The organism is Streptomyces endocoffeicus (genome assembly GCF_016741935.1).
Classification (GTDB): Bacteria; Actinomycetota; Actinomycetes; order Streptomycetales; family Streptomycetaceae; genus Streptomyces; species Streptomyces endocoffeicus.
This window is the reverse complement of sequence record NZ_JAERRG010000023.1, coordinates 102,439-122,185: the sequence shown is the minus strand read 5'-3', so window position 1 is coordinate 122,185 and position 19,747 is coordinate 102,439. Positions and strand designations below refer to the sequence as shown.

Sequence of the window (19,747 nt, the reverse complement as noted above, 5' to 3'; positions counted from 1 at the left end):
GTGCACCGGCTGACCGCGGCTGGGAACGAGCTGGAGTCGGAATGCTGACGAAGGTGCTGATCGCCAACCGTGGCGAGATCGCTGTCCGCGTGGTCCGGGCCTGCCGGGACGCCGGGATCGTGAGCGTGGCCGTCTACGCGGACCCGGACCGGGACGCGTCGCACGTCCGCGCCGCGGACGAGGCGTTCGCCCTGGGCGGTGACACCCCGGCGACCAGCTACCTGGTGATCGACAAGATCCTGAACGCGGCACGCGAGTCCGGCGCGGACGCCATCCATCCCGGATACGGCTTCCTGTCGGAGAACGCCGAGTTCGCCCAGGCGGTCCTGGACGCCGGTCTGATCTGGATCGGCCCGCCGCCGCGGGCCATCCGCGACCTCGGTGACAAGGTCGCCGCCCGGCACATCGCCCAGCGCGCGGGTGCCCCGCTGGTGGCCGGGACCCCCGACCCCGTCTCCGGGGCGGAGGAGGTCGTGGCCTTCGCCGAGGAGCACGGCCTGCCCATCGCCATCAAGGCCGCCTTCGGCGGCGGTGGCCGCGGCCTGAAGGTCGCCCGCACCCTCGAAGAGGTCCCCGAGCTCTACGAGTCGGCGGTCCGCGAGGCGGTGGCCGCGTTCGGGCGCGGCGAGTGCTTCGTCGAGCGCTACCTGGACAAGCCCCGGCACGTGGAGACCCAGTGCCTGGCCGACACCCACGGCAATGTGGTCGTGGTCTCCACCCGTGACTGCTCCCTCCAGCGCCGCCACCAGAAGCTGGTCGAGGAGGCCCCGGCGCCGTTCCTGTCCGAGGAGCAGGTCGCGCAGCTGTACTCCGCCTCCAAGGCCATCCTCAAGGAGGCCGGTTACGTCGGCGCGGGGACGGTGGAGTTCCTGGTCGGGATGGACGGCACGATCTCCTTCCTGGAGGTCAACACCCGGCTTCAGGTGGAGCACCCGGTCACCGAGGAGGTCGCCGGCATCGACCTGGTGCGCGAGATGTTCCGTATCGCCGACGGCGAGGAACTCGGCTACGGCGACCCCGAACCGCGCGGCCACTCCTTCGAGTTCCGCATCAACGGCGAGGACCCGGGCCGGAACTTCCTGCCCGCCCCGGGCACGGTCACCACGTTCGATCCGCCGTCCGGCCCGGGCGTGCGCATGGATGCCGGTGTGGAGGCGGGCAGCGTGATCGGCCCGGCGTGGGACTCGCTGCTGGCCAAGCTGATCGTCACGGGCGCCACCCGTGCGCAGGCCCTTCAGCGGGCGGCTCGCGCCCTGGCCGAGTTCCGGGTCGAGGGCATGGCGACCGCCATCCCGTTCCACCGCGCGGTGGTCAAGGACCCGGCGTTCGCCCCCGAACTGACTGGCTCCACCGAGCCGTTCACGGCCCACACCCGCTGGATCGAGACCGAGTTCAGCAACGAGATCAGGCCCTTCGCCGCCTCCTCGGACGCGGAGACGGACGAGGAGCCGGGCCGTGAGACGGTGGTCGTCGAGGTCGGCGGCAAGCGCCTGGAGGTCTCCCTGCCGTCCTCGCTGGGCATGTCGCCGTCCCGCACCGGCCACGCCGCGGGCGCCCGCCCCAAGCGGCGTGCGGCCAAGAAGTCGGGCCCGGTCGCCTCGGGTGACACCCTCGCGTCCCCGATGCAGGGCACGATCGTCAAGGTCGCCGTCGAGGAGGGCCAGGAGGTCAAGGAGGGAGACCTGGTCGTCGTCCTGGAGGCGATGAAGATGGAGCAGCCGCTGAACGCGCACAAGTCCGGCACCATCAAGGGCCTGTCCGCCGAGACAGGCGCCGCCCTCACCGCCGGCGCCGCGATCTGCGAGATCAAGGACTGACGACACATCAGCCGACCAGGGCCGCCCTCGTTCCCTTCACAGAGCCGTTCCGCCGCACCGGACAGCGGTCAGGAGAATTCGCCATGTCCCATACAGTGATCGAAACCGCAGACAACGGCCCCTTCGAGGGGGACGGCGTCCCGACTGCCGCACCGCAGATGGACGCGGACCATCGGAGCCCCATCCCAGCAGGGGGGATCCGGGACGGGGTGCTGTACTTCCAGCGCTGCCGCTGGTGCCATACCGCGGTCTTCCGCCGCCTGCTGTGCCCTGTCTGCGGCTCCACCGACATGGCCGAGGAACGCAGTGACGGTATCGGCGTCATCCATCACGTCACCTTTGTCGGTCGCAGCGTGGGCAAGCCCCGCGCCATGGCCATCATCGACATGCGCGAAGGGTTCCGCCTCCGCGCCAGGGTCAGCGCCGTGCCGCTGGCCAGGGCGTGTGTCGGAGCCGAGGTACGGCTGGGGTTCGGGGCGCAGCCACAGGAGATCGCCTTTCAGCTCTGCGACGCATAGCGGGCCCGCGAACGTCCGGTTCGCCCTCCTTGATCATCAGCGAGAAGTACAGCAGCGGCGCCCGCTTCCGCCGGCCGGCGGAAGCGGGGCCCACGGGTGCGGGTGGATCAGAGGGCTTCCGCGGCGCCGCGGAGGTTCTTGGCGGCCAGGGCCAGACCCTCGGTCTGGGAGTAGGCGGCGTCCTCGTGCTCGATGTTGACGGCCATGTCGGGGTTCACCTCGGCGAGGGCACGCAGGAACTCCGTCCAGAAGGGGACGTCGTTGCCGAGGCCGACGGCGACGAACTTCCACGCCGGGTTCTCGGGCCAGGCGTTGCACCAGAAGCCGTAGCCGGTGGGGACCTTGCCGGGGGCGTCGGCGGGGACACGGGTGAAGGACGTGTCCAGGACGCCGCGGATGTCGGCGCCGGGGCAGAGCGTGGCGTCCTTCGCGGCGGCGTGGAAGACCAGCGGGCCGAGCCACTTGATGGAGGCGACGATGTCCATGCCCTGCCACATCAGATGGGAGGGGTCCATCTCGGCGCCGACGTTGCTCGCACCGGTCTCGTCGACGAGCCGCTTCAGGGTGACAGGGGAGAAGACGACGTTGTGCGGGTGCATCTCGATGGCGACCCGGACGTCGTTCTCCCGGGCGAGCGCGTCGATCTCCTTCCAGAATTCGACGGCCACGCCCCACTGGTAGTCCAGGACGTCCATGTACACGCCGTCCCAGGGGTTGACGACCCAGGAGGGGTACTTGGCGTCGGGGTCGGAGCCCGGGGTGCCGGACATGGTGACCACGTGCCTGACGCCGAGCAGGCCCGCGAGGCGGATGGTGCGGCGCAGGTCGTCGGCGTGTTTCGGGCCGACACCGGGGAGGGGGCTGAGCGGATTGCCGTTGCAGTTGAGGCCGGTCAGTTCCATCCCCCGGTCGGCGAAGGCCGCCAGGTACTCCTCGCGTGCGGTGGCCGAGGACAGCAGCAGGTCGACCGGGCAGTGCGGGGCGGGGATGAAACCGCCGGTATTGACCTCGACCGAGGTCAGACCGTTCTCCTTCAGGATGTCCAGGGCCTCGGAGAGGGTGCGGTCGTGCAGGCAGGCGGTGTAGGCGCCGAGCTTGAGGGCCATGGGTGCGACTCCTTACGGTTGTTTCAGACGGCGGGCGGAACGACGACGGCGGTGCCGCCCTGACGCGAGGACTCGACGACTGCCTGGATGATCTCCATCGTCCGCAGGGCGTCGGCGAACGTGGCGCAGGGCGGCAGCGGTTCGGCGACGCCCGCGACCTGGTCGAGGAAGGCCCGCGCCTGGTAGGTGAACATCTCGGCGTTGCCGCCGCCCACACCCGGCGCCTCCATCGGGTAACCACCCTTGAAGTAGGGCAGGTTCGGGCCGGCGATGATCTGGCGGGCGCCGCTCGGGCGAGCGTCGGGCTGTGCGTCGTCGAAGAGGTACTCGGCCGGGCGGTGCTGGTCGAACGCGGCCCGGCCGCCCACGCCCAGGACGTCGAAGGCGAGCCCGTTGGGCAGGCCGAAGGCGGTGCGCGAGACCGAGAAGGTGCCGACCAGACCGGACTCGAAGCGGACGGTGAAGGACGCGGTGTCCTCGTTCTCGACCGCGCCGAGCTCGTCCGAGACGGGCGCGGCGTTATGACCGACGACCGCGCCCAGCGGCAGGGGCCGCTTGGGGACCTGCGTCGACAGCGAGGCACCGGAGACCGCGGTGATGGGGCCCGCGATGTACTCGGCGGTGTCGATCACGTGCGCACCGACGTCCCCGAGCGCACCGGAGCCGGGCCCGCCCTTGAACCGCCAGCTCAGCGGCCCCTTCGGATCGGTCGCGTAGTCGCACCAGTACCGGCCGCCGAACAGCGTCAGATCGCCCAGTTCATCGCGCAGGACATGATCGCGGATCGCGGCGATGGCGGGCGAGCGGCGGAAGGTGTACCCGACGGCGGTCACCACATCGGCGCCACGCTCCAACTCGGCCATCGCGCGGGCATCCTCGAGCGTTCCCGCCAGCGGCTTCTCGCACAGCACATGCTTGCCCGCCGCGACCAGCGCCTCGGCGATCGGGCGGTGCAGATCGTTTCCCACCACGATGCTGACGGCGTCGATCGTCGGGTCCTCGGCGACGGCCTCCCAGCTCGGCAGCGCCTTCTCATAGCCGTAGCGGCGGGCGGCGTCCTCGCCGAGCGCGATGTTGGCGTCGGCTATCGCGGCCAGCCGGACCGGTGGCAGACCCGCGTCGAAGACGGTGTTGACGTTGCGGTAGCCGGCGGCATGGGCGCGGCCGGCCATCCCGGCTCCGATCACCGCGACGGAGAGGGGCTGGGCGGACGTGGTCATGGCGGATGCCTTTCGAAACGAGGGAAAGGGAAAACGATGGGGGTGCGGCCGGTCAGGAGTGGGCGGTCAGGTATTCGTCGATCTTCTTCCGCATGAAGGCGGAGGACTCCCTGGCCCGTTCCTCCCAGGCGAAGACGCAGGCGGTCAGGGTGGAGTCGAAGCCATGTGCGCGCAGTTCGCGGAAGAGCTCGTCGAAGTCCACCTCGCCCTGGCCGATGTCGAGGTGCTGATGGATCCGGGCCGGGGTGCCGGGCGGGTTGAGGATGTAGCGATTGCCCGAGGACGCGGTGTGGTCGAAGGCGTCCGCGAGGTGGACATGGGTGAGGAGGTCGCCCGCGTACTCGATGATGCCGGGCGCGTCGTCGCCGATGTGGAAGGTGTGCGGGGCGCAGTAGAGGAAGCCGACGTGGGAGTGGTTGATGCCGCGGATCAGGTTGATCGCGTCGTAGCCGTTCTCGATGAAGTCGTCCGGGTGGGGTTCCAGTGCGAGCTTGATGCCCTCGCGTTCGAACACCGGGAGCAGTTCCTCCATCGAGCGCCAGAACTGCGCCTCGCTGCGGTCCGGCTCCTCGGGGCGGCCGTTGAACTCCGAGATCATGCTGTCCACTCCGAGGTCCGCACAGATCTGGATCGAGCGCTTCCAGTACCGGACCGCGGCCTGCCGTGCGTCCTCGTCCGGGCCGGACCAGCGGAACAGGGGAAGCAGGGAGGAGACGCCCACTCCGGCCGTGTCCAGCGCCTTGCGGAACTTACCTACGGTGGCGTCGTCGACACGGGGGTGGCGGAAGAAGGGGATGAAGTCCTCCCGGGGGGAGAGCTCGATCCACTCGTAGCCCAACTCGGCTACCACAGAAGGCAGTTCGAGGAGCGGAACGTCGCGGATCATAAACGGGTCGAGGGCGATCTTCATGGGGAATCCCTTCGGGCCGGGGGAACATGGGCGGAGTGGGTCATGCGCATCACCGGGTGCCCTTCGCGGCGAACTTCGCGATCGTGTCGACGTTGGACTTGTCGACGAAGGCCGGTCCGGTCAGCACCGGCTGCTCACCACCGCCGCTGAAGTTGCCGTTGGTCTTTCGGAGCCACAGCGAGTCGATCGCCAGATAGCCCTGCAGATACGGCTGCTGGTCGACGGCGAACTGGATGTCGCCCTTCTCGATGGCGGAGACGAGTTCCTTGTTGAGGTCGAAGGTGGCGACCTTCGCCTTGCCGCCGCCCTCGGACACGGCCTGTACGGCGGTGAGCGCGATGGGGGCGCCGAGCGTGACCACCTCGTCGATGGAGCCGTCCTGCTTGAGCTTGGCGTTGATCGTGGACTTCACGGACGGCATGTCGGTGCCGTTGACGTAGAGGATCTCCGTCTTGCCGCGGAAGGTCTTCTTCACACCGGCACAGCGCTCTTCGAGGTTGACGTCGCCCTGGGCCTGGATGACACAGAGGGCGTGTTCGGCGCCGGTGCCGTTGAGCTTGGTGCCGAGCGCCTGGCCGGAGACGGACTCGTCCTGTCCGAAGAACGACAGCAGGCCCTGCTCCTTCCAGACGCTCAGCCCGGCGTTGAGGCCGACGACCGGGATGCCCGCCTTCTCGGCCTTGGCGACCACCGCCTTCAGGGCGTCGGGCTTGGCGAGGGTGACGGCGATGCCGTCGACCTTCTGGTTGATCGCGTTCTGCACCAGGTTGGCCTGGTCGCCCGCGTTCTCGTCGCCGGAGTAGATGAGCTTGACGTTGTCCTTGGCGGCGGCCGCCTGGGCGCCCTTGTGGACGGTGTCCCAGAAGGTGTCGCCGGCGGGCGCGTGGGTGACCAGCGCGATCGTCATCCGGGGGGTGCCGGACTTGCCCGCGGAGACGTCGGCCGCCTCCTCCTGGGCCTTCTTCCCGCCCGAGCCGCTGGAGCAGCCCGCGAGCGTCAGGGCGGCCGCGGCGGCGACGGCCACGACGCGCGGGGATCCGGTGGATCTCGGGGGACGGGGGAGAGATATGCGGCTCATGCTGCGTGCACCTCGCTGTGCGTCGGGGAGGGGAGGGTGGATCGCCGGCTGCCGGCGGGGCGGACGCCACGACGGCTCCGGTCGGCGCAGCCTTTGTTGGGACGACAGGACAATTTAAAGCGCTTTAAGTCCTGGTACTATCGGCCGTGTCGCGCGAGGGTGTCAAGGGTGTCGCACAAGGAGATTCGCGCCGGGGAGGCACAGGTGGAGGACGGTGGTTCCGGGCGTCACCAGCACGGCGCGCCCAAGCGCCCCAGGCTGGAGGACGTGGCCGCGCGGGTGGGCCTGTCCACGGCATCGGTCTCCCTGGTGCTGCGGGGTGTGCCCGGCCCGAGCGAACGGACCCGGCAGCGCGTCCTGAAGGCGGCCGCCGACCTCGGCTATCAGGCGGACCGCACCGCCAGCACACTGGCCAGCAGGCGCAGCCGCCTGCTCGGCGTCATGGTCGACATCCACAGCCCCTTTCACGCCGAACTGGTCGAGCATCTGCACACCGCGGCCGAGGGGGTCGGCTACGACCTGGTCCTGAGCACCCTCACCCGCACCCGCGACGAGCGGACCGCGGTGGACACCCTGCTGGCCTTCCGCAGCGAGGCGCTGATCCTGCTCGGCCCCACCGCACCCGCGGACGCGCTCGCCGTACTCGACAACAAGGCCCCCGTCATCACGGTCGGCCGCCGGATCGCGGACACCGCCCTGGACGTCGTACGCACCGCTGACGACGACGGCGTGCGTCAGACCATCGATCACCTGGCCGGACTCGGTCATCGCGAGATCGTCTACGTGGACGGCGGGAAGGGCGCCATCGCCACCGACCGGCGCCGCGGTTACCGCACCGCCATGCGCCGCCACGGCCTTGGCGACCACATCCGCGTGCTCGCCGGAGACCACACCGAAGCGGCCGGCGAACGCGCCGCCCGCCACCTCCTCGACGGCGGCCGACTGCCCACCGCGGTGGTCGCGTACAACGACCAGTGCGCCATCGGCGTCCTGGCCGCCCTCGCGCGGGCCGGAGTCGCCGTCCCGGGCGAGGTGTCCGTGGCCGGCTACGACGACGACACGCTCTCCCGGCTGAGCTGCTTCAACCTGACCACGGTCAGCCAGAACGCCCGGGAACAGGCCCGGCACGCGGTGACCGCCGCCGTGGAACGCCTCGACCAGGACCGCACCGAGCCCCGCGAGGTCGTCCTCACCCCGCGTCTCGTCGTGCGCGGCACCACGGCCGGGCGTGGGTAGGGGAACATCGCGCGTCTCGCCGCCCTCCTCGTATCGGCGCATCCCTGACGGCCTGTCGGCCAATTAGTGACCAGTGGTTACTAATGGTGTTAGGGTCACTGCTGGCCGCCTTCGTCGTCGCCTTCACCCAGGGCGCCGTCATCCCCGCGCTCCCGCTGTTCCGGCGCCAGCTGGGCGTCTCCGCGTCATCCGCCGCCTGGCTGGTCACCGCGTTCATGCTGGCCTCAGCGGTGGTCACCCCGATCGCCGGGCGGCTGGGCGATCTGCTCGGCCACCGCCCCGTCCTGCTGGCCTGCCTCGGATTCCTGGCTGCCGGCGGCGCGCTCGCCGCGGCGGCCGACCACGCGGGCTGGTTCGGCGGTGTGCTCGCGGGGCGGGCACTGCAGGGCGTGTCCGGCGGTGTGTTCCCCCTGACGTTCGGGCTGGCCCGACGCTGGACCCCACCCGAACGACTGCACGGTGTGATCGCCGCGCTGAGCGCGATGTTCGGCGTCGGCGGGGCACTCGCGATGGCGGTCGCGGGGCCGCTCGCCGGTGCGCTGGGCACGGCGGCGCTGTCCCTGCTGTCGGTGCTGATCACCTTCCTGGCCCTCGCCGGGGTGCTCACCCGGCTGCCGCGCGGTGCCGCCCCGGCGCGCACCGGACGGCACGGCACAGTGCTGGACCTGCCCGGCACCCTGCTCCTGGCGGCGGCGCTGGTGGCGCTGCTGCTGGGCGTGACCCAGGGCCGTACGTGGGGATGGGGGTCGGCCGCCACTCTCGCCACGCTCACCGGCGCCCTCGTGCTCGGTGCCGGCTTCGCCGCCGTCGAGTCGCGGTCGCCCGAGCCGGTCGTGGATCCGCGCCTGCTGCGCGGCCGTGGCCCCGCGCTCATGCATCTGGCCACGTTCGTGATCAGCGTGGCGATGTTCGCCGCGGTCACGCTCATCCCGCAGTACGCGCAGACCCCGGTACACGCGGGCTACGGGTTCGGGACGTCGGCCACCGAAACGGGATTGCTGCTCGCGCCGATGGCCGTGGCGATGGTGGCGGCAGCGCCGCTGTCCACGCGGCTCGCGGCCCGCGCGGGCAGCAGGGCCGCGTTCCGGGCGGGCGCGGCCCTGGCCGCGACGACCCTCGCGGCGCTCGGCGCGGCGCACGGCGCGCTGTGGCAATTCGCCCTGGCCGGGACGGCGCTCGGGGTGGCCTACGGGTTCGCGTTCGCCTCGTTGGGCGGGCTGGTCGTGAACGCGGTGCGTCCGGACCGGACCGGCGCGGCGACCGGCGTCAATACGCTGCTTCGCACGCTCGGTGGCGCGGTGGGCGCACAACTCGCGGCCGTGATCATCACCGGCTCGGCTGCCGCGCCCCCCACGGAGGCCGGCTACACCATGGCCTTCCTCGCGTCGGCCGCGGTCGCCGCCGTGGCCCTCGCCCTGTCAACCGCGCTACCGAGGAAGCGGACGCCAGGCGGCCGGCATCCGACTCGATCGCCATCGAGGCTGTGCGCTGCCCGGCGAACCCGGCGGGACAGCGCACGGCCGTGACATGGATCCCGACTACCCCCGTGCCACCGCGATCGAGCCCTGGAGCCGTTCCCCCGCCTCGAAGATCATGTACGGCACTCCGCGTTCGGTGCCGAACGACGGCGCCGCCGACCTGCCGTTCTCCGGTGGCCCGGAGCGGGAGTTGTAGAAGACGCCCAGATGGCGACGGCGCGAGAAGTCCGCGCCCACCTCGGTGATCATGAGGTCGCCGCCGCTCTCCTTGTCCTTGTTGTAGACCACGTACGCGGAACCGTCGCGCGTGAGCAGGTGGGGGCCGCCGACGTTCACCGCGCCGACGTCCGAGTGGCGCACCAGCGGGGTCTGGTCGAAGGTCCAGCTCCGGCCGTCGGCGGACCAGCCCCAGCAGATGTCGCGGTGGTTGGTGGTGTTGTTGAGCATGAACAGCATCACGTAGCGGGCTCCGCGCGAGGGCAGGTCGTGCCGGAAGACCCTGGCGTACGACGTCTCGGTGGTGCCCGACGGCATCATCGAGGCGGACAGGACGACCTTGTCGTAGGTGAAGTGGACACCGTCCCGGGAGCGGGCGAGCCGTGTCGTGGTGTTCTCGCCGTGGAAGTACAGCCAGAACTCCTTGACGTCCTCTCTCCACAGCACATGCGGCGAGGAGACATGGCTGACGGAGTAGTGCGGGCTCCACTTGTTCGACACGATCGGGTTCGCCGGGTACTCCGTGAAGGGGCCCTCCAGCGAGTTCCCGTAGGCGAGGCAGATGCCGCCGGGCGCGTCATGCGGCGCGTAGTAGAGGTAGTAGCGGCCGAGCGGTGACGCCAGCTTGTCGTAGACGCCGCGCACGGTCGGGAAGATGATCTCGCCCGTCGGGTTGTACTTCAGCTGCGACGGCGTCAGCAGTGTCCGGACGTACGTGTAGTCGGGGAAGCCTCCGGGCGCGGCCGACGCGGTCTGCGTCGACAGGCCGCCGAGGGTGAGCGCGGCGCCGGTGACGGCGGTCGCGCGCAGAAACATACGACGATCCGGGCCGGACTGCGGCTCTTGCATGATCGGCTCCTGAGGTCGGTTGCGGTTGAAGGGGGTGCTGTTGACGGGGTTGTTGGCGGAGGGACGTCACAGTTGGGTCGCGGCGGTGACACACAGGCCCCCGAGCGCCACGGCCCATACATACGGCAGTGTCCGCACCATCACCTGTTGCGGTGAGACGCCCGAGTACTGGGCGGCCCACACGGTCTGGGTGCTGGTCGGATCGGCGACACCGAAGACCTGGTTGTACGAGGTGGCCATGCCGAGGACGGCGGTGGCCGGGTAGATACCGGTGGCGATGAGGACGCCCGCGATGCCGGCGCCGAGGCCGAAGACATTGAGCGGGCCGCGGTACAGACACAGGGGCACCAGCACCGTGAAGACCAGCACGAACAGCACCGCGTTCTGCGGGCTGACGGCCTTGACGAGCGGTTCGAGGGCGTCGACCGCGCCGGGCAGCTTCACCGCGGCGAGCAGGATGCCGATCGCCACGAACAGCGTGATCGGGGGCGCCGCCACCTCGAAACCGCCGTACAGGGTGCGCAGCAGCCGTCGGTTCATCTCGCGCGGCCGTGTCGTCGTCACCAGCGCGTACAGCACCCCCGCCAACAGCGAGGGAATAATGGCCAGTTCGAAGCCGAGGGCCAGCACCAGCGGTACCACCGGCGTCAGCAGCGCGTACCACGGGGCGTCGCCGAGCGACTGCCGTCGGCCGCGTGCGGCCGGCCCGCCCTCGAGCGACTTGAGCGACCAGGTGTGCTCCACGCCGCGCCGCCGCGACTCCACCAGGACGTATGCGACGGCCGCCACCAGCGCGAACGGGAACAGCTTCACCATGAAGCCGCGCACGGTGTCCACGGGCAGTTCCAGCGCCGTGGAGAAGAACTGCCACACCGGCAGCTCGAACGGGACACCCACCGCGATGCCCATCAGGATCGTACCGGCGGCCGTCACCTTGGGGATGCCCACCGCGATCATGGCCGGGATCCCGATGAGCCCGGCGAGCATCGCCGCGGGCGCGGACCCCGTCACCGTGCCCACGAGGGCCGACACCGCGAGGACGCCGAGCGCCACGAACACCGGCCGGTCGCCGCCGAACTCCACGATCTTGCGGACCAGCGTGGCCGCGATACCGGTCTCCTCCAGGAGCTTGCCGAGCCACGAACCGAGCAGGATCGCGATCATCGTGGCCGCCAGCGCGGGCGCGCCCTCCTGGAGCACTGTGTCGAGCACGCTGTTCTTGCCGGTCAGCGGCGCGCCCGCGGCGAACGCGATCGCCACGGCGAGCAGCACCAGCGCGAACGCGGTGGGCAGCCTGCGGGTGAGCATGGCGGCGACGCCCGCCGCCATGAGGAGCAGAATCACGACACCCATGGGTCCGTCTCGCTTTCGGGCACCTCTGGTTTTTTGGACATTGCGGCGGCCAGCGCCTCGGTGAGCAGCAGGGGGCTGCGGCCGAGGCCGCAGACAGCGCGGGCGTAGGCGTGCGCGGCGAGTTCGTCGGCGCCCGCGACGTGCGCGTACAGGCGACGCGGCCCGAGCCGCAGCGCGGTGTGGCCGAGCGCCCGCTTGAACTCGGCCCGGACACGCGCGTGATGGAGCCAGGCGTGCGCCCGCTCGTGGGCGAGGGCCGCGGCCAGCACCGACCCGGCGGGAAACCAGTTCCGCCAGCCGAGCTCGGCGACGAGCCGTTCGGCGCGGTCGACCGTGTCGACGTACACCTCGACCACCGGCGGCCGCGACCGGTACCGCGCCAGCAGCCCGGCGGCGAGCCCGCCGTCCCGCTCGACCACCCGGACCGGCACCGGATCGGGACTCATACGGCGTCCGAACTCCTCGGCCGCCTCGGCCCATCGGCGCAGGACCAGCGGATCGCGACCCTCATGCGTGGGCGTCCCCGCGAGCAGCCGCACGGCGAGGTCCAGATCCTGGTCGCGGCCGGGGTCGAGGCCCAGGTCGCCGCTCATGCGCGGGACTCCACGACCGCGACCACCGGCTCGTCGGCCGCGCGCGTACGCAACTCACTGCGGGCCAGCGCGAGCAGCGCCTCGGGTTCGAGCACCCCGGACAGATCCGCGATCCGGCCGCCCACCAGCAGGCGCACCGCGGGCGCCCGCACCCCGCCGTCGCCGTACGAGGTGGACTCCCGCACCAGCGAGGCGAGCACCTCGCCGGCCGCGCCCACCGTCGTCGTCCGCACCCGCGCGTCGGACACCCCGAGCCGCACCACCCCGTCCGCGTCCACGACCCGCACCGGCTGCCGTCCCGCCCGCAGCCGGCGCCGCACCTCCGTGCCGTACACCGTGTACGCGTCCGTGCCGGCCAGGATCCGCACCCGGGCCTCCTGCGCCTTGAGGCTGGCGGCGGCCGCGCGCAGCCGCTCGGCGTCATCGGCGCGGTGCGCCCGGTCCCGGGTGCGCAGCTCGGTCGCGCCGGTGGCGACGGCCCGTACGGTGCTGGTCTGCGGGTCGACCGTCACCTCGACCTCCACGCCGTCGGCCGCGGCGCCCTGTGCGACGACCGCCCGCTCGGCCTCGGCGCGCACGGCGAGGATGTGCTCCTGGGTGGCGCCGGGGATGATCCGCTCGACCTGCTCGCGGACCAGCGCGAGCGCCACCCCGATCGGGCTGATGACCTCGTGGTGACGGGCGATGCGCCCTTCCAGACCGGCGGCCCGGGCCAGCTGCGGGGTCACGGCCGCCGCTCCGCCGCCCCCGCCCACCAGAACGGCGGTCTCCCGGCCGAGCCGGTAGTCGCGGATCATCGTGTCCACGACCGCCCGCACCGACGCGGTCCCCGCGTCCAGCACGGCCCGCGCCGCGCCCGCCACATCCAGGCCGAGCAGGGCGGCGAGCGGGGCGAGCGCCGCCCGCGCCACCTCCGGGTCGCACCGTGCGAAGTCGCCCTCGGGAACCCGGCCGAGCGCGTTCGCCGCGCATGTCATCGTCACGGCGAACCGGCCGCCCGCCGCGTCCAGCACCACATGGTCGTCGGGGTCGCCGTCCACCGGCCGCACCATGGTGACCTTCGCGTCCCGCAACTCGTCGAGCGAGGCGAAACAGGCGTAGGGAAGCCCGGCGATATGCGCGCTGCGCGGACCGATGCCCGTGACCTTCCCTCCGGAGACCCGCACCATGGACCCGCCACCGACACCGACGGTGCGCACATCCAGGGCGTTGAGGTACGACGCCCTGCCGAGGATCGTCGCGTGCCGCACCGCCACCTTGCCGCGTCGCACCACACTGATGTCCGTCGATGTGCCACCCGTCTCCAGGAACATCCCCTCGCTGATCCGCTCCCGCATCAGCGCCCCCGCCACACCCGCAGCCGGACCCGACAGGACCGTCAGCAGTGGACGGCGCCGCATCTCGTCCAGCGACATCACACCGCCGTCGCACCGCATCACCATCAGCGGCGCCGTGACCCCGGCCTTGGTGATGGACGAGTCGACGAGATCGGCCGTGGCCAGCATGCGCGGCAGGATCGCCGCGTTCACCACGGCGGTACGGGTCCGCTTGTGCAGCCCGTACAGCGATGTGATCTCGTGTGCCGCCGCGACCGGCAGCCCCGTGGACCGCGCCACGTCGAGCACGGCCTGCTCCCCTTCGGGCCGGTCCACCCCGAACGGCTCGGTGGCGACGATGACCTGGGCGCCCTCCTCCTGTACGAGGGTCACGGCCGCCCGCACCGCAGCGCTGTCGAACGGGTCCGCCACATGCGCGTACACCAGCGGAAGCCGCTTGCCGGGGGCCACTTCCAGCTTCCCGAACGCGGCGAGGCGCCGGGTGAACACGGCACCCGCGCCCGTGCCGATCCCGATGAGCCCGACCTTCGCCACATCGCCCTCCAGGAGCGCGTTCGTGGCCTGGGTCGTGCCGTGCGCCAGGAACGTGACGTCGGCCGGGGTGCGCCCGGTCTGTTCGAGGAGACGGCCGAGCGCCTGGACGATGCCGTGTGCGACGCCGTCCTCATGGTGGTGGCTGGTGGGCACTTTCACCTGGCCCACCAGTTCGAGCGTCGTGGCATCGACGGCCACGGCGTCGGTGAACGTGCCGCCCACGTCGATACCGACGCGGACGCGACGGTCAGGGGACATGTCAGGCACCTCCTTGTGCGTTGACGTGCGTATGTTGCCGAAGGGGGACCGGTCAGTAGCCGCGGACGTCGGGCCAGCTCCGCTGCACGCCCGACCGGTCCAGCACCCGCGCGAATTCCTCGAACCGCTTGTCGTCCGCCTGCACCTGGTGCGGCTCCACGTCCTCGGCCAGGCAGTGCGCGGCGAGCGCGCCCGCGACCTCGCCGACGTTCCATTCCACGGGGTGCAGGCGGTAGCAGCCGTTGGTGATGTGCGTCGTGCCGATGTTCTTGCCGGCGGGCAGCAGGTTCCGCACCCGGCGCGGGACCATCGCGCCCAGCGGGATCTCGAACGGCACCGAGCCGATGTCGATGTAGGTGTCGCCGCCGGTCGAGGGGTGCAGATCGATGCGATAGCCCCCGACGCCGACCGAGTCCCGGTAGTGCTTGGTGCCGTACGGGCCCACGACGTCGATGGCGACGTCCTGCTCGACGACGGTCGTCACCGCCTTGACGCGCCGCGACTCGCGTACATAGGCCGCCTTGGCGAGGCCGTCCGCCGTGCCCGTCACATCGGGGCGGATGCGCAACCCGGGGAACCCGGTGCCACCGTCCGCGCGCGGCGCCTCGGTCTGCAGCCAGTACAGGACGGACAGCGACAACTGCCGTGCCTCGCGCAGCGCTTCGGCCTCCTGGCCGACGAAGGGCTTCAGCCAGTAGTCGTTCAGGGGCCAGTTGACCAGGGTGATGTCCGAGTCGAAGGCCCCGGGCCGGTGCAGCTTGCGGGCCAGGATCCGGCGGAAACCCCACAGCTCCTTGTCCCCGGCGTCCGCGCTCTGGTCCGCGCTGACATCCAGCGGATCCAGCTCGGGGTTGGGCACGAACGTGCGCGGTACGGGCTCCAGGGTCCGCGGGTCGGGAGCCTCGAACCCGAGCAGTGGCCCCGGCCAGAATTCGGGGCGGTAGGCGCGCCAGAAGTCATAGGTCTCGGGCCGGTCGATCGTGTGGTCCTGGCCCTCGTGGTGGGAGAGCGCGAAGCACACCGTGATGCCCTGCTGATTGCCGGGCTGGGCCTGGGCGGGGGCGTGCGGCTCCCCGAACTCGTCGTGCGACTCGGCCCCGCACGCATGCTCCACACCGGCCGGCTCGAGCAGCTCACCGGTCTCGGTGGCGTCGATGACGTAGGGGGCGGCGACGGTGCGCAGCGTGCCGGTGCGCAGGTCCCGTACCGTGACGGCCGTGATGGCATCGTTGTCATGCTCGGCGGAGACGGCCCGGTGCTCGGTCAGGACGGTCAGCAGCCCGGAGGCGCGGTGGGGCGCGAGCATCGCCTCCAGGACGGCGAGCGCGACGCGCGGCTCGTGGCACAGTTTGCTGACGCGGCCGGCGCCCGGGTTGAGTTCGGTGAGCCCGAGCGCCTCGCCCCGCAGCGGATACCACTGCCGGTAGTAGGCCCGGATGCCCTCGCGCAGGGCCCGGTACGTCGCCGTCGTGCCGAACCGCTCCACCCACGGGTGCTCGTCCGGCGGCACGGCCTGCGCCGTCAACTGCCCACCGATCCAGTCGGTCTCCTCGGTCATCACCACGCGCCGGCCCGCGCGGCAGGCGGCGAGTGCGGCGGCGACGCCGCCGAGGCCGCCACCGACGATCAGGATGTCTGGCTGGGGTATCACCGTGCTCCTCGTGCTCGTGACTGAACTTCGTTCCATGGCCCCGGAGTTGCCCCGGCGCCGGTCGCTACCGTGGCGGGACGGGCGGGCCCGCCGTCTCGCCCGCACGGAACTCGCAGGCCACCAACGGCTCCTCCGCCTCCTCGCCGGCCACGAGCGCGGCGAGCAGCCGGACGGCCGCGGCGCCGAGCCGGTGCCGGGGGATGTCGAACCCCGTCGGCACGGGCCGGGCGGCGAGGTCGGCGGGCGGGCTCCCGAGCAGCCCCAGCGAGACGTCGCCCGGGCAGCCGAGCCCGGCCTCCCGGACGGCGGCGTTCAGCGCCCGCCACGCCGCGCCCGTGTCGGTCTCCTCGGCCACGAACGCGGTCACCCCGTCCGCGACCAGGGCCCGCACCCGCTGTGCGGTCAGCTCACCCGCCGGATCGGCGCAGCGCAGCACCGCGCCGGGGCCGCCCGTGAGGCCCGCCGCCGCCAGACCGTCCAGGAAGCCCCGCTGACGGTCCGTGGACGCGGGCGCGTCGTCGTCCTCCCGTACGAGCACGATCCGCCGGTGCCCCAACTCGGCCAGATGGGCGACGACTTCACGGCTGGCGCTGACATAGTCGGCACCGACCCAGGCCACCCCCTCCAACTCCTCGCGGCGGCCCAGATGCACCACCGGAAACCCGTCGGCGACGAGCCGCTTCAGCTCGGCGCGCGGTACATGCCGGCCGAGGAAGAGGCATCCGTCGGCCAGCCGGACCCGGCTCAGCGCGTCCGGTCCCGCGGCGCCCGCGCCACCGGTGCTCGACCCCGTGAACAGCACCAGGTCGTATCCCCGGGCGGCCGCCTCCTGCTCCACGCCCACCAGGAACGGGTAGTACGAGTGCTGTACATCGGTCGGGAAAGTGGCGGTGAAGCTGAAGACGCCCAGCAGGTTGTTGCTGGCCGCCGCCAGTCGCCGGGCCGCCGGGTCAGGCACGTAGCCGAGACTGCGGGCCGCGTCGAGGACGCGCTGCCGGGTCTCCTCGGAGATCGCGGCGGCTCTGCCGTCGCCGCGCGCCGACAGGACCAGCGACACCGTCGCCTGCGACACTCCGGCGAGCCCGGCCACCTCGGCCTGCCGCGGCCGTGACGTACGGCTCGCGGGCGCCGGATTCCGTCCCGGTTTCGCCCGCTTCCTCGGCTGATCCACCCCTGACGTCCCCTCGCTCACCGATCTGTTAATGCGCATTACTAATGCGCATTAATGAACTCTGGCGTGAGCTTCACCCACCGTCAAGAGCCAGGACGGAACCATTCCCACGGGACGGAACCATCCTCACGGGACGCACACCTCACGGAGCACGGAGCGATCGCTGTCGCGCCGTGCCGGCGCCCGGTCAGGCGGGCCGCGGCGGTGGCCGGTCCCCGCACGATCCCATCGTCAGATTCCGGACGTCCTCCTGGTCCACCCGGAGCGCCACCGCGGTCAGCAGTGGGGCCAGGGCGCTCAGATAGGCAGCGGCCGACGGCGCCGTCCCCTCGGGCTCCGCCGCGGCGAGCTCCCGCACCGACCGCTCGGCACGGCGGGTGACCGCGCCGGCCAGGCGCAGCAGTCCCGCGCCCGCGCAGCCACCGGCCAGGACACGGCCCCCCGGTGGGGGAGTGGTGGCCGGGGCGTACCGTTCGCGGGCCGCTTCCAGGCGGTGGTACGCGGCCGGGCCGAGCCGGGGCGGGTCCGGCTCGGTCAATCCGGCGGCGAGGTCCAGCAGGTCCCGCTGGACCTCGCGCAGCAGCGCGTCGCAGTCGTCCGTCATCGCGTCGGCGGAGATCGCCGCGCCGATGGTGGCGTTGGCCTCCTCCACATCGCCGAGGGCGGTTTGCCGGGCCAGGGTCGCGTCGGTCACGGTCACGGCACCATCCAGGACAGCAGGGATGTGGACTGCAGATGGACGAGCAGGCACATCAGGGGCACGAAGACCGCCGTGGCGGCCAGCACCCGGCGGAAGAGCTCGCCCTCCCGTCCGGAGAGGCCGACGGCGCTCGCGCCGATGGCCAGGTTCTGTGGGCTGATCATCTTGCCGAGCACACCCCCCGACGTGTTCGCCGCGGCGGTCAGCACCGGCGAGTGCCCGGCCCCCTCGGCGGCGCTCACCTGGAGGGCGCCGAAGAGGGAGTTGGACGAGGTGTCCGAGCCGGTGACCGCGGTCCCGAACCAGCCGAGCAGCGGCGACAGCATGGGGAACAGGCTCCCGGCGCCGGCCAGGAACGCGCCCATCGTGGCGGTCTGCCCCGAGGCGTTCATGACGTACGCGAGCGCCAGCACGGCCGTCACCGTGACCGCGGCGGTGCGCAGCTGACGCAGTGTGCGTCCGTATGCCGCCACCGCCTGCCACGCCGGTACGCGCAGGGCCAACGCCGTGATCAGGCCGGCGACCAGAAGCACGGTGCCACCGCCGGCGAGCCAGTCGAGCTTGAACCGGACCAGCCCGAGCGGCTCCCCGTCGGGCGAGGTGATGTGCAGTCCCGGCCAGTCGAAGGTGGCGGTGGTCCGGGCGAGCGCGTCCGCGACCGCCGGAACGGACACCACCGAGAACAGGGCGATGACGACCGCGTACGGGGTGAAGGCGCGGACCACCTCGGCGCGGGTGTCCGCCGGCCGCGGCGGTGCCTGGACGCGCACCGCCGTACCGGCCGTACCGGCGCTCGCCGTACCGACGGAAGGCGTACCGGCACCGGCCGGGTCGCCCCCGACGGGCGCGGGACCCTCCGCTCCACCCGCCCCACCGGTTCCATCGGGCTCCTCCGCCGGTGCTTCCCCCGCCGGCCGCCACCGCCGCAGAAGCAGCAGCACCGCGGCGGCCGAGACCAGCGCCGCGGCGACATCGGTCAGCTCCACCGGCCCGTAGTTGGCCATCAGATACTGCACCGCGGCGAACGTGGCCCCGCACACCAGCGCCGCCGGCCACACCTCCCGCAGCCCCCGTCGGCCGTCGAGCACGACCAGCAGCGCCAGTGGCACGAAGACCGCGAGCAGCGGCACCTGGCGGCCCGTCATCGCGCTCACCTCGTCCAGCGGCAGCCCGGTCACCCGGGCCAGGGTGATCACCGGGAGTCCGACGGCTCCGTACGCCACCGGCGCGGTGTTGGCGATCAGGGCGACCGTGGCCGCCTTGACCGGGGTGAGGCCGATCGCGATCAGCATCACCGAACAGATCGCCACCGGTGTGCCGAAGCCGGCCAGCGCCTCCAGCAGCGCCCCGAAGCAGAAGGCGATGATGACGCCCTGCACCCGCCGGTCGTCGCTCACCTTGGCGAAGGCGCGGCGCAACACCTCGAAGTGGCCCGAAGCCACCGTCATCTGGTAGATCCAGATCGCGTTGACCACGATCCACAGGGCCGGGAAGAGGCCGAACGCCGCGCCCTCCGCGGCGGAGCCGAGCGCCGGTCCCACCGGCATCCCGTACACCGCGACGGCCACGGTGAGCGCCAGTACCAGACCGGTGAGCGCGGCCAGCCAGGCGCGCACCCGGACCACGCCGAGCAGGGTGAAGAGCACGAGCAGCGGTACCGCCGCCACCAGTGCGGACCATCCGGGGCTGGAGCCCACGGGGTCGGTCACTTGCTGGTACACG

The 19,747-nt window shown here is 71.9% G+C and carries 16 protein-coding genes; 4 read left to right on the top strand and 12 right to left on the bottom strand.

Annotation, left to right across the window (positions count from 1 at the left end):
* Window positions 1-44 precede the first annotated feature (44 nt).
* Both JK364_RS39865 and JK364_RS39860 read left to right on the top strand, forming a co-directional pair.
* Window positions 45-1,817, top strand: coding sequence for an acetyl/propionyl/methylcrotonyl-CoA carboxylase subunit alpha (locus JK364_RS39865; protein ID WP_201856348.1), 1,773 nt, complete (start codon window positions 45-47; stop codon window positions 1,815-1,817).
* Window positions 1,818-1,900: 83 nt separating this feature from the next.
* Window positions 1,901-2,335: a Zn-ribbon domain-containing OB-fold protein gene (locus JK364_RS39860; RefSeq protein WP_201856297.1), complete on the top strand. Its 435-nt coding sequence runs from the start codon at window positions 1,901-1,903 to the stop codon at window positions 2,333-2,335.
* A gap of 107 nt (window positions 2,336-2,442) precedes the next feature.
* Here the strand turns inward: JK364_RS39860 and JK364_RS39855 are convergent, their stop codons facing one another.
* From JK364_RS39855 to JK364_RS39840, 4 genes are read right to left on the bottom strand one after another with little or no spacing between them, the layout of a single operon-like run.
* A complete protein-coding gene (locus JK364_RS39855; RefSeq protein WP_201856296.1) occupies window positions 2,443-3,441 on the bottom strand; it encodes a sugar phosphate isomerase/epimerase family protein in 999 nt (332 codons plus the stop codon).
* A 23-nt stretch (window positions 3,442-3,464) separates the two neighbouring features.
* The gene (locus JK364_RS39850; protein WP_201856295.1) at window positions 3,465-4,661 is read right to left on the bottom strand and encodes a Gfo/Idh/MocA family protein; all 1,197 of its coding nucleotides are present in this window, start codon (window positions 4,659-4,661) and stop codon (window positions 3,465-3,467) included.
* A gap of 52 nt (window positions 4,662-4,713) precedes the next feature.
* Window positions 4,714-5,571, bottom strand: coding sequence for a sugar phosphate isomerase/epimerase family protein (locus JK364_RS39845; RefSeq protein ID WP_201856294.1), 858 nt, complete (start codon window positions 5,569-5,571; stop codon window positions 4,714-4,716).
* Between the two features lie 49 nt (window positions 5,572-5,620).
* Window positions 5,621-6,649, bottom strand: coding sequence for a sugar ABC transporter substrate-binding protein (locus tag JK364_RS39840; protein WP_201856293.1), 1,029 nt, complete (start codon window positions 6,647-6,649; stop codon window positions 5,621-5,623).
* Window positions 6,650-6,853: 204 nt separating this feature from the next.
* Between JK364_RS39840 and JK364_RS39835 the strand changes: the two genes are divergently transcribed.
* The gene (locus tag JK364_RS39835; RefSeq protein ID WP_201856347.1) at window positions 6,854-7,885 is read left to right on the top strand and encodes a LacI family DNA-binding transcriptional regulator; all 1,032 of its coding nucleotides are present in this window, start codon (window positions 6,854-6,856) and stop codon (window positions 7,883-7,885) included.
* Window positions 7,886-7,968: 83 nt separating this feature from the next.
* A complete protein-coding gene (locus JK364_RS39830) occupies window positions 7,969-9,411 on the top strand; it encodes an MFS transporter (protein WP_201856292.1) in 1,443 nt (480 codons plus the stop codon).
* A gap of 12 nt (window positions 9,412-9,423) precedes the next feature.
* On the opposite strand, the gene JK364_RS39825 is transcribed toward JK364_RS39830, so the two are convergent.
* The 8 genes from JK364_RS39825 to JK364_RS39790 all read right to left on the bottom strand — a co-directional run bounded on the left by JK364_RS39825 (window position 9,424) and on the right by JK364_RS39790 (window position 19,746).
* Complete coding sequence (locus JK364_RS39825; RefSeq protein WP_201856291.1) at window positions 9,424-10,428, bottom strand: glycoside hydrolase family protein; 1,005 nt, start codon at window positions 10,426-10,428, stop codon at window positions 9,424-9,426.
* A 66-nt stretch (window positions 10,429-10,494) separates the two neighbouring features.
* Window positions 10,495-11,781: a TRAP transporter large permease gene (locus JK364_RS39820; RefSeq protein ID WP_201856290.1), complete on the bottom strand. Its 1,287-nt coding sequence runs from the start codon at window positions 11,779-11,781 to the stop codon at window positions 10,495-10,497.
* On the bottom strand, window positions 11,769-12,374 hold the full coding sequence (locus tag JK364_RS39815) for a hypothetical protein (protein WP_201856289.1): 606 nt from the start codon (window positions 12,372-12,374) through the stop codon (window positions 11,769-11,771). The genes JK364_RS39820 and JK364_RS39815 overlap by 13 nt, the downstream gene beginning before the upstream one ends.
* Complete coding sequence (locus JK364_RS39810) at window positions 12,371-14,503, bottom strand: hydantoinase/oxoprolinase family protein (RefSeq protein WP_201856288.1); 2,133 nt, start codon at window positions 14,501-14,503, stop codon at window positions 12,371-12,373. Before JK364_RS39810 ends, JK364_RS39815 begins: the two co-directional genes overlap by 4 nt.
* Before the next feature lie 52 nt (window positions 14,504-14,555).
* On the bottom strand, window positions 14,556-16,154 hold the full coding sequence (locus JK364_RS39805; protein ID WP_201856287.1) for an FAD-dependent oxidoreductase: 1,599 nt from the start codon (window positions 16,152-16,154) through the stop codon (window positions 14,556-14,558).
* A gap of 64 nt (window positions 16,155-16,218) precedes the next feature.
* Window positions 16,219-17,325, bottom strand: a complete 1,107-nt coding sequence (locus JK364_RS39800) for a LacI family DNA-binding transcriptional regulator (RefSeq protein ID WP_307841521.1) — start codon at window positions 17,323-17,325, stop codon at window positions 16,219-16,221.
* 187 nt (window positions 17,326-17,512) lie between these two features.
* Window positions 17,513-18,019: an ATP:cob(I)alamin adenosyltransferase gene (locus tag JK364_RS39795; protein ID WP_201856286.1), complete on the bottom strand. Its 507-nt coding sequence runs from the start codon at window positions 18,017-18,019 to the stop codon at window positions 17,513-17,515.
* A 2-nt stretch (window positions 18,020-18,021) separates the two neighbouring features.
* Window positions 18,022-19,746, bottom strand: coding sequence for an L-lactate permease (locus JK364_RS39790; protein WP_201856285.1), 1,725 nt, complete (start codon window positions 19,744-19,746; stop codon window positions 18,022-18,024).
* Window position 19,747: the final 1 nt, after the last annotated feature.

Excerpts from the sequence above, each read along its gene's own strand:
- JK364_RS39860 (WP_201856297.1), top strand. The coding sequence starts at position 1,901 with ATGTCCCATACAGTGATCGAAACCGCAGACAACGGCCCCTTCGAGGGG.
- JK364_RS39855 (WP_201856296.1), bottom strand. The coding sequence starts at position 3,441 with ATGGCCCTCAAGCTCGGCGCCTACACCGCCTGCCTGCACGACCGCACC.
- JK364_RS39850 (WP_201856295.1), bottom strand. The coding sequence starts at position 4,661 with ATGACCACGTCCGCCCAGCCCCTCTCCGTCGCGGTGATCGGAGCCGGG.
- JK364_RS39845 (WP_201856294.1), bottom strand. The coding sequence starts at position 5,571 with ATGAAGATCGCCCTCGACCCGTTTATGATCCGCGACGTTCCGCTCCTC.
- JK364_RS39840 (WP_201856293.1), bottom strand. The coding sequence starts at position 6,649 with ATGAGCCGCATATCTCTCCCCCGTCCCCCGAGATCCACCGGATCCCCG.
- JK364_RS39830 (WP_201856292.1), top strand. The coding sequence starts at position 7,969 with ATGGTGTTAGGGTCACTGCTGGCCGCCTTCGTCGTCGCCTTCACCCAG.
- JK364_RS39825 (WP_201856291.1), bottom strand. The coding sequence starts at position 10,428 with ATGCAAGAGCCGCAGTCCGGCCCGGATCGTCGTATGTTTCTGCGCGCG.
- JK364_RS39820 (WP_201856290.1), bottom strand. The coding sequence starts at position 11,781 with ATGGGTGTCGTGATTCTGCTCCTCATGGCGGCGGGCGTCGCCGCCATG.
- JK364_RS39815 (WP_201856289.1), bottom strand. The coding sequence starts at position 12,374 with ATGAGCGGCGACCTGGGCCTCGACCCCGGCCGCGACCAGGATCTGGAC.
- JK364_RS39810 (WP_201856288.1), bottom strand. The coding sequence starts at position 14,503 with ATGTCCCCTGACCGTCGCGTCCGCGTCGGTATCGACGTGGGCGGCACG.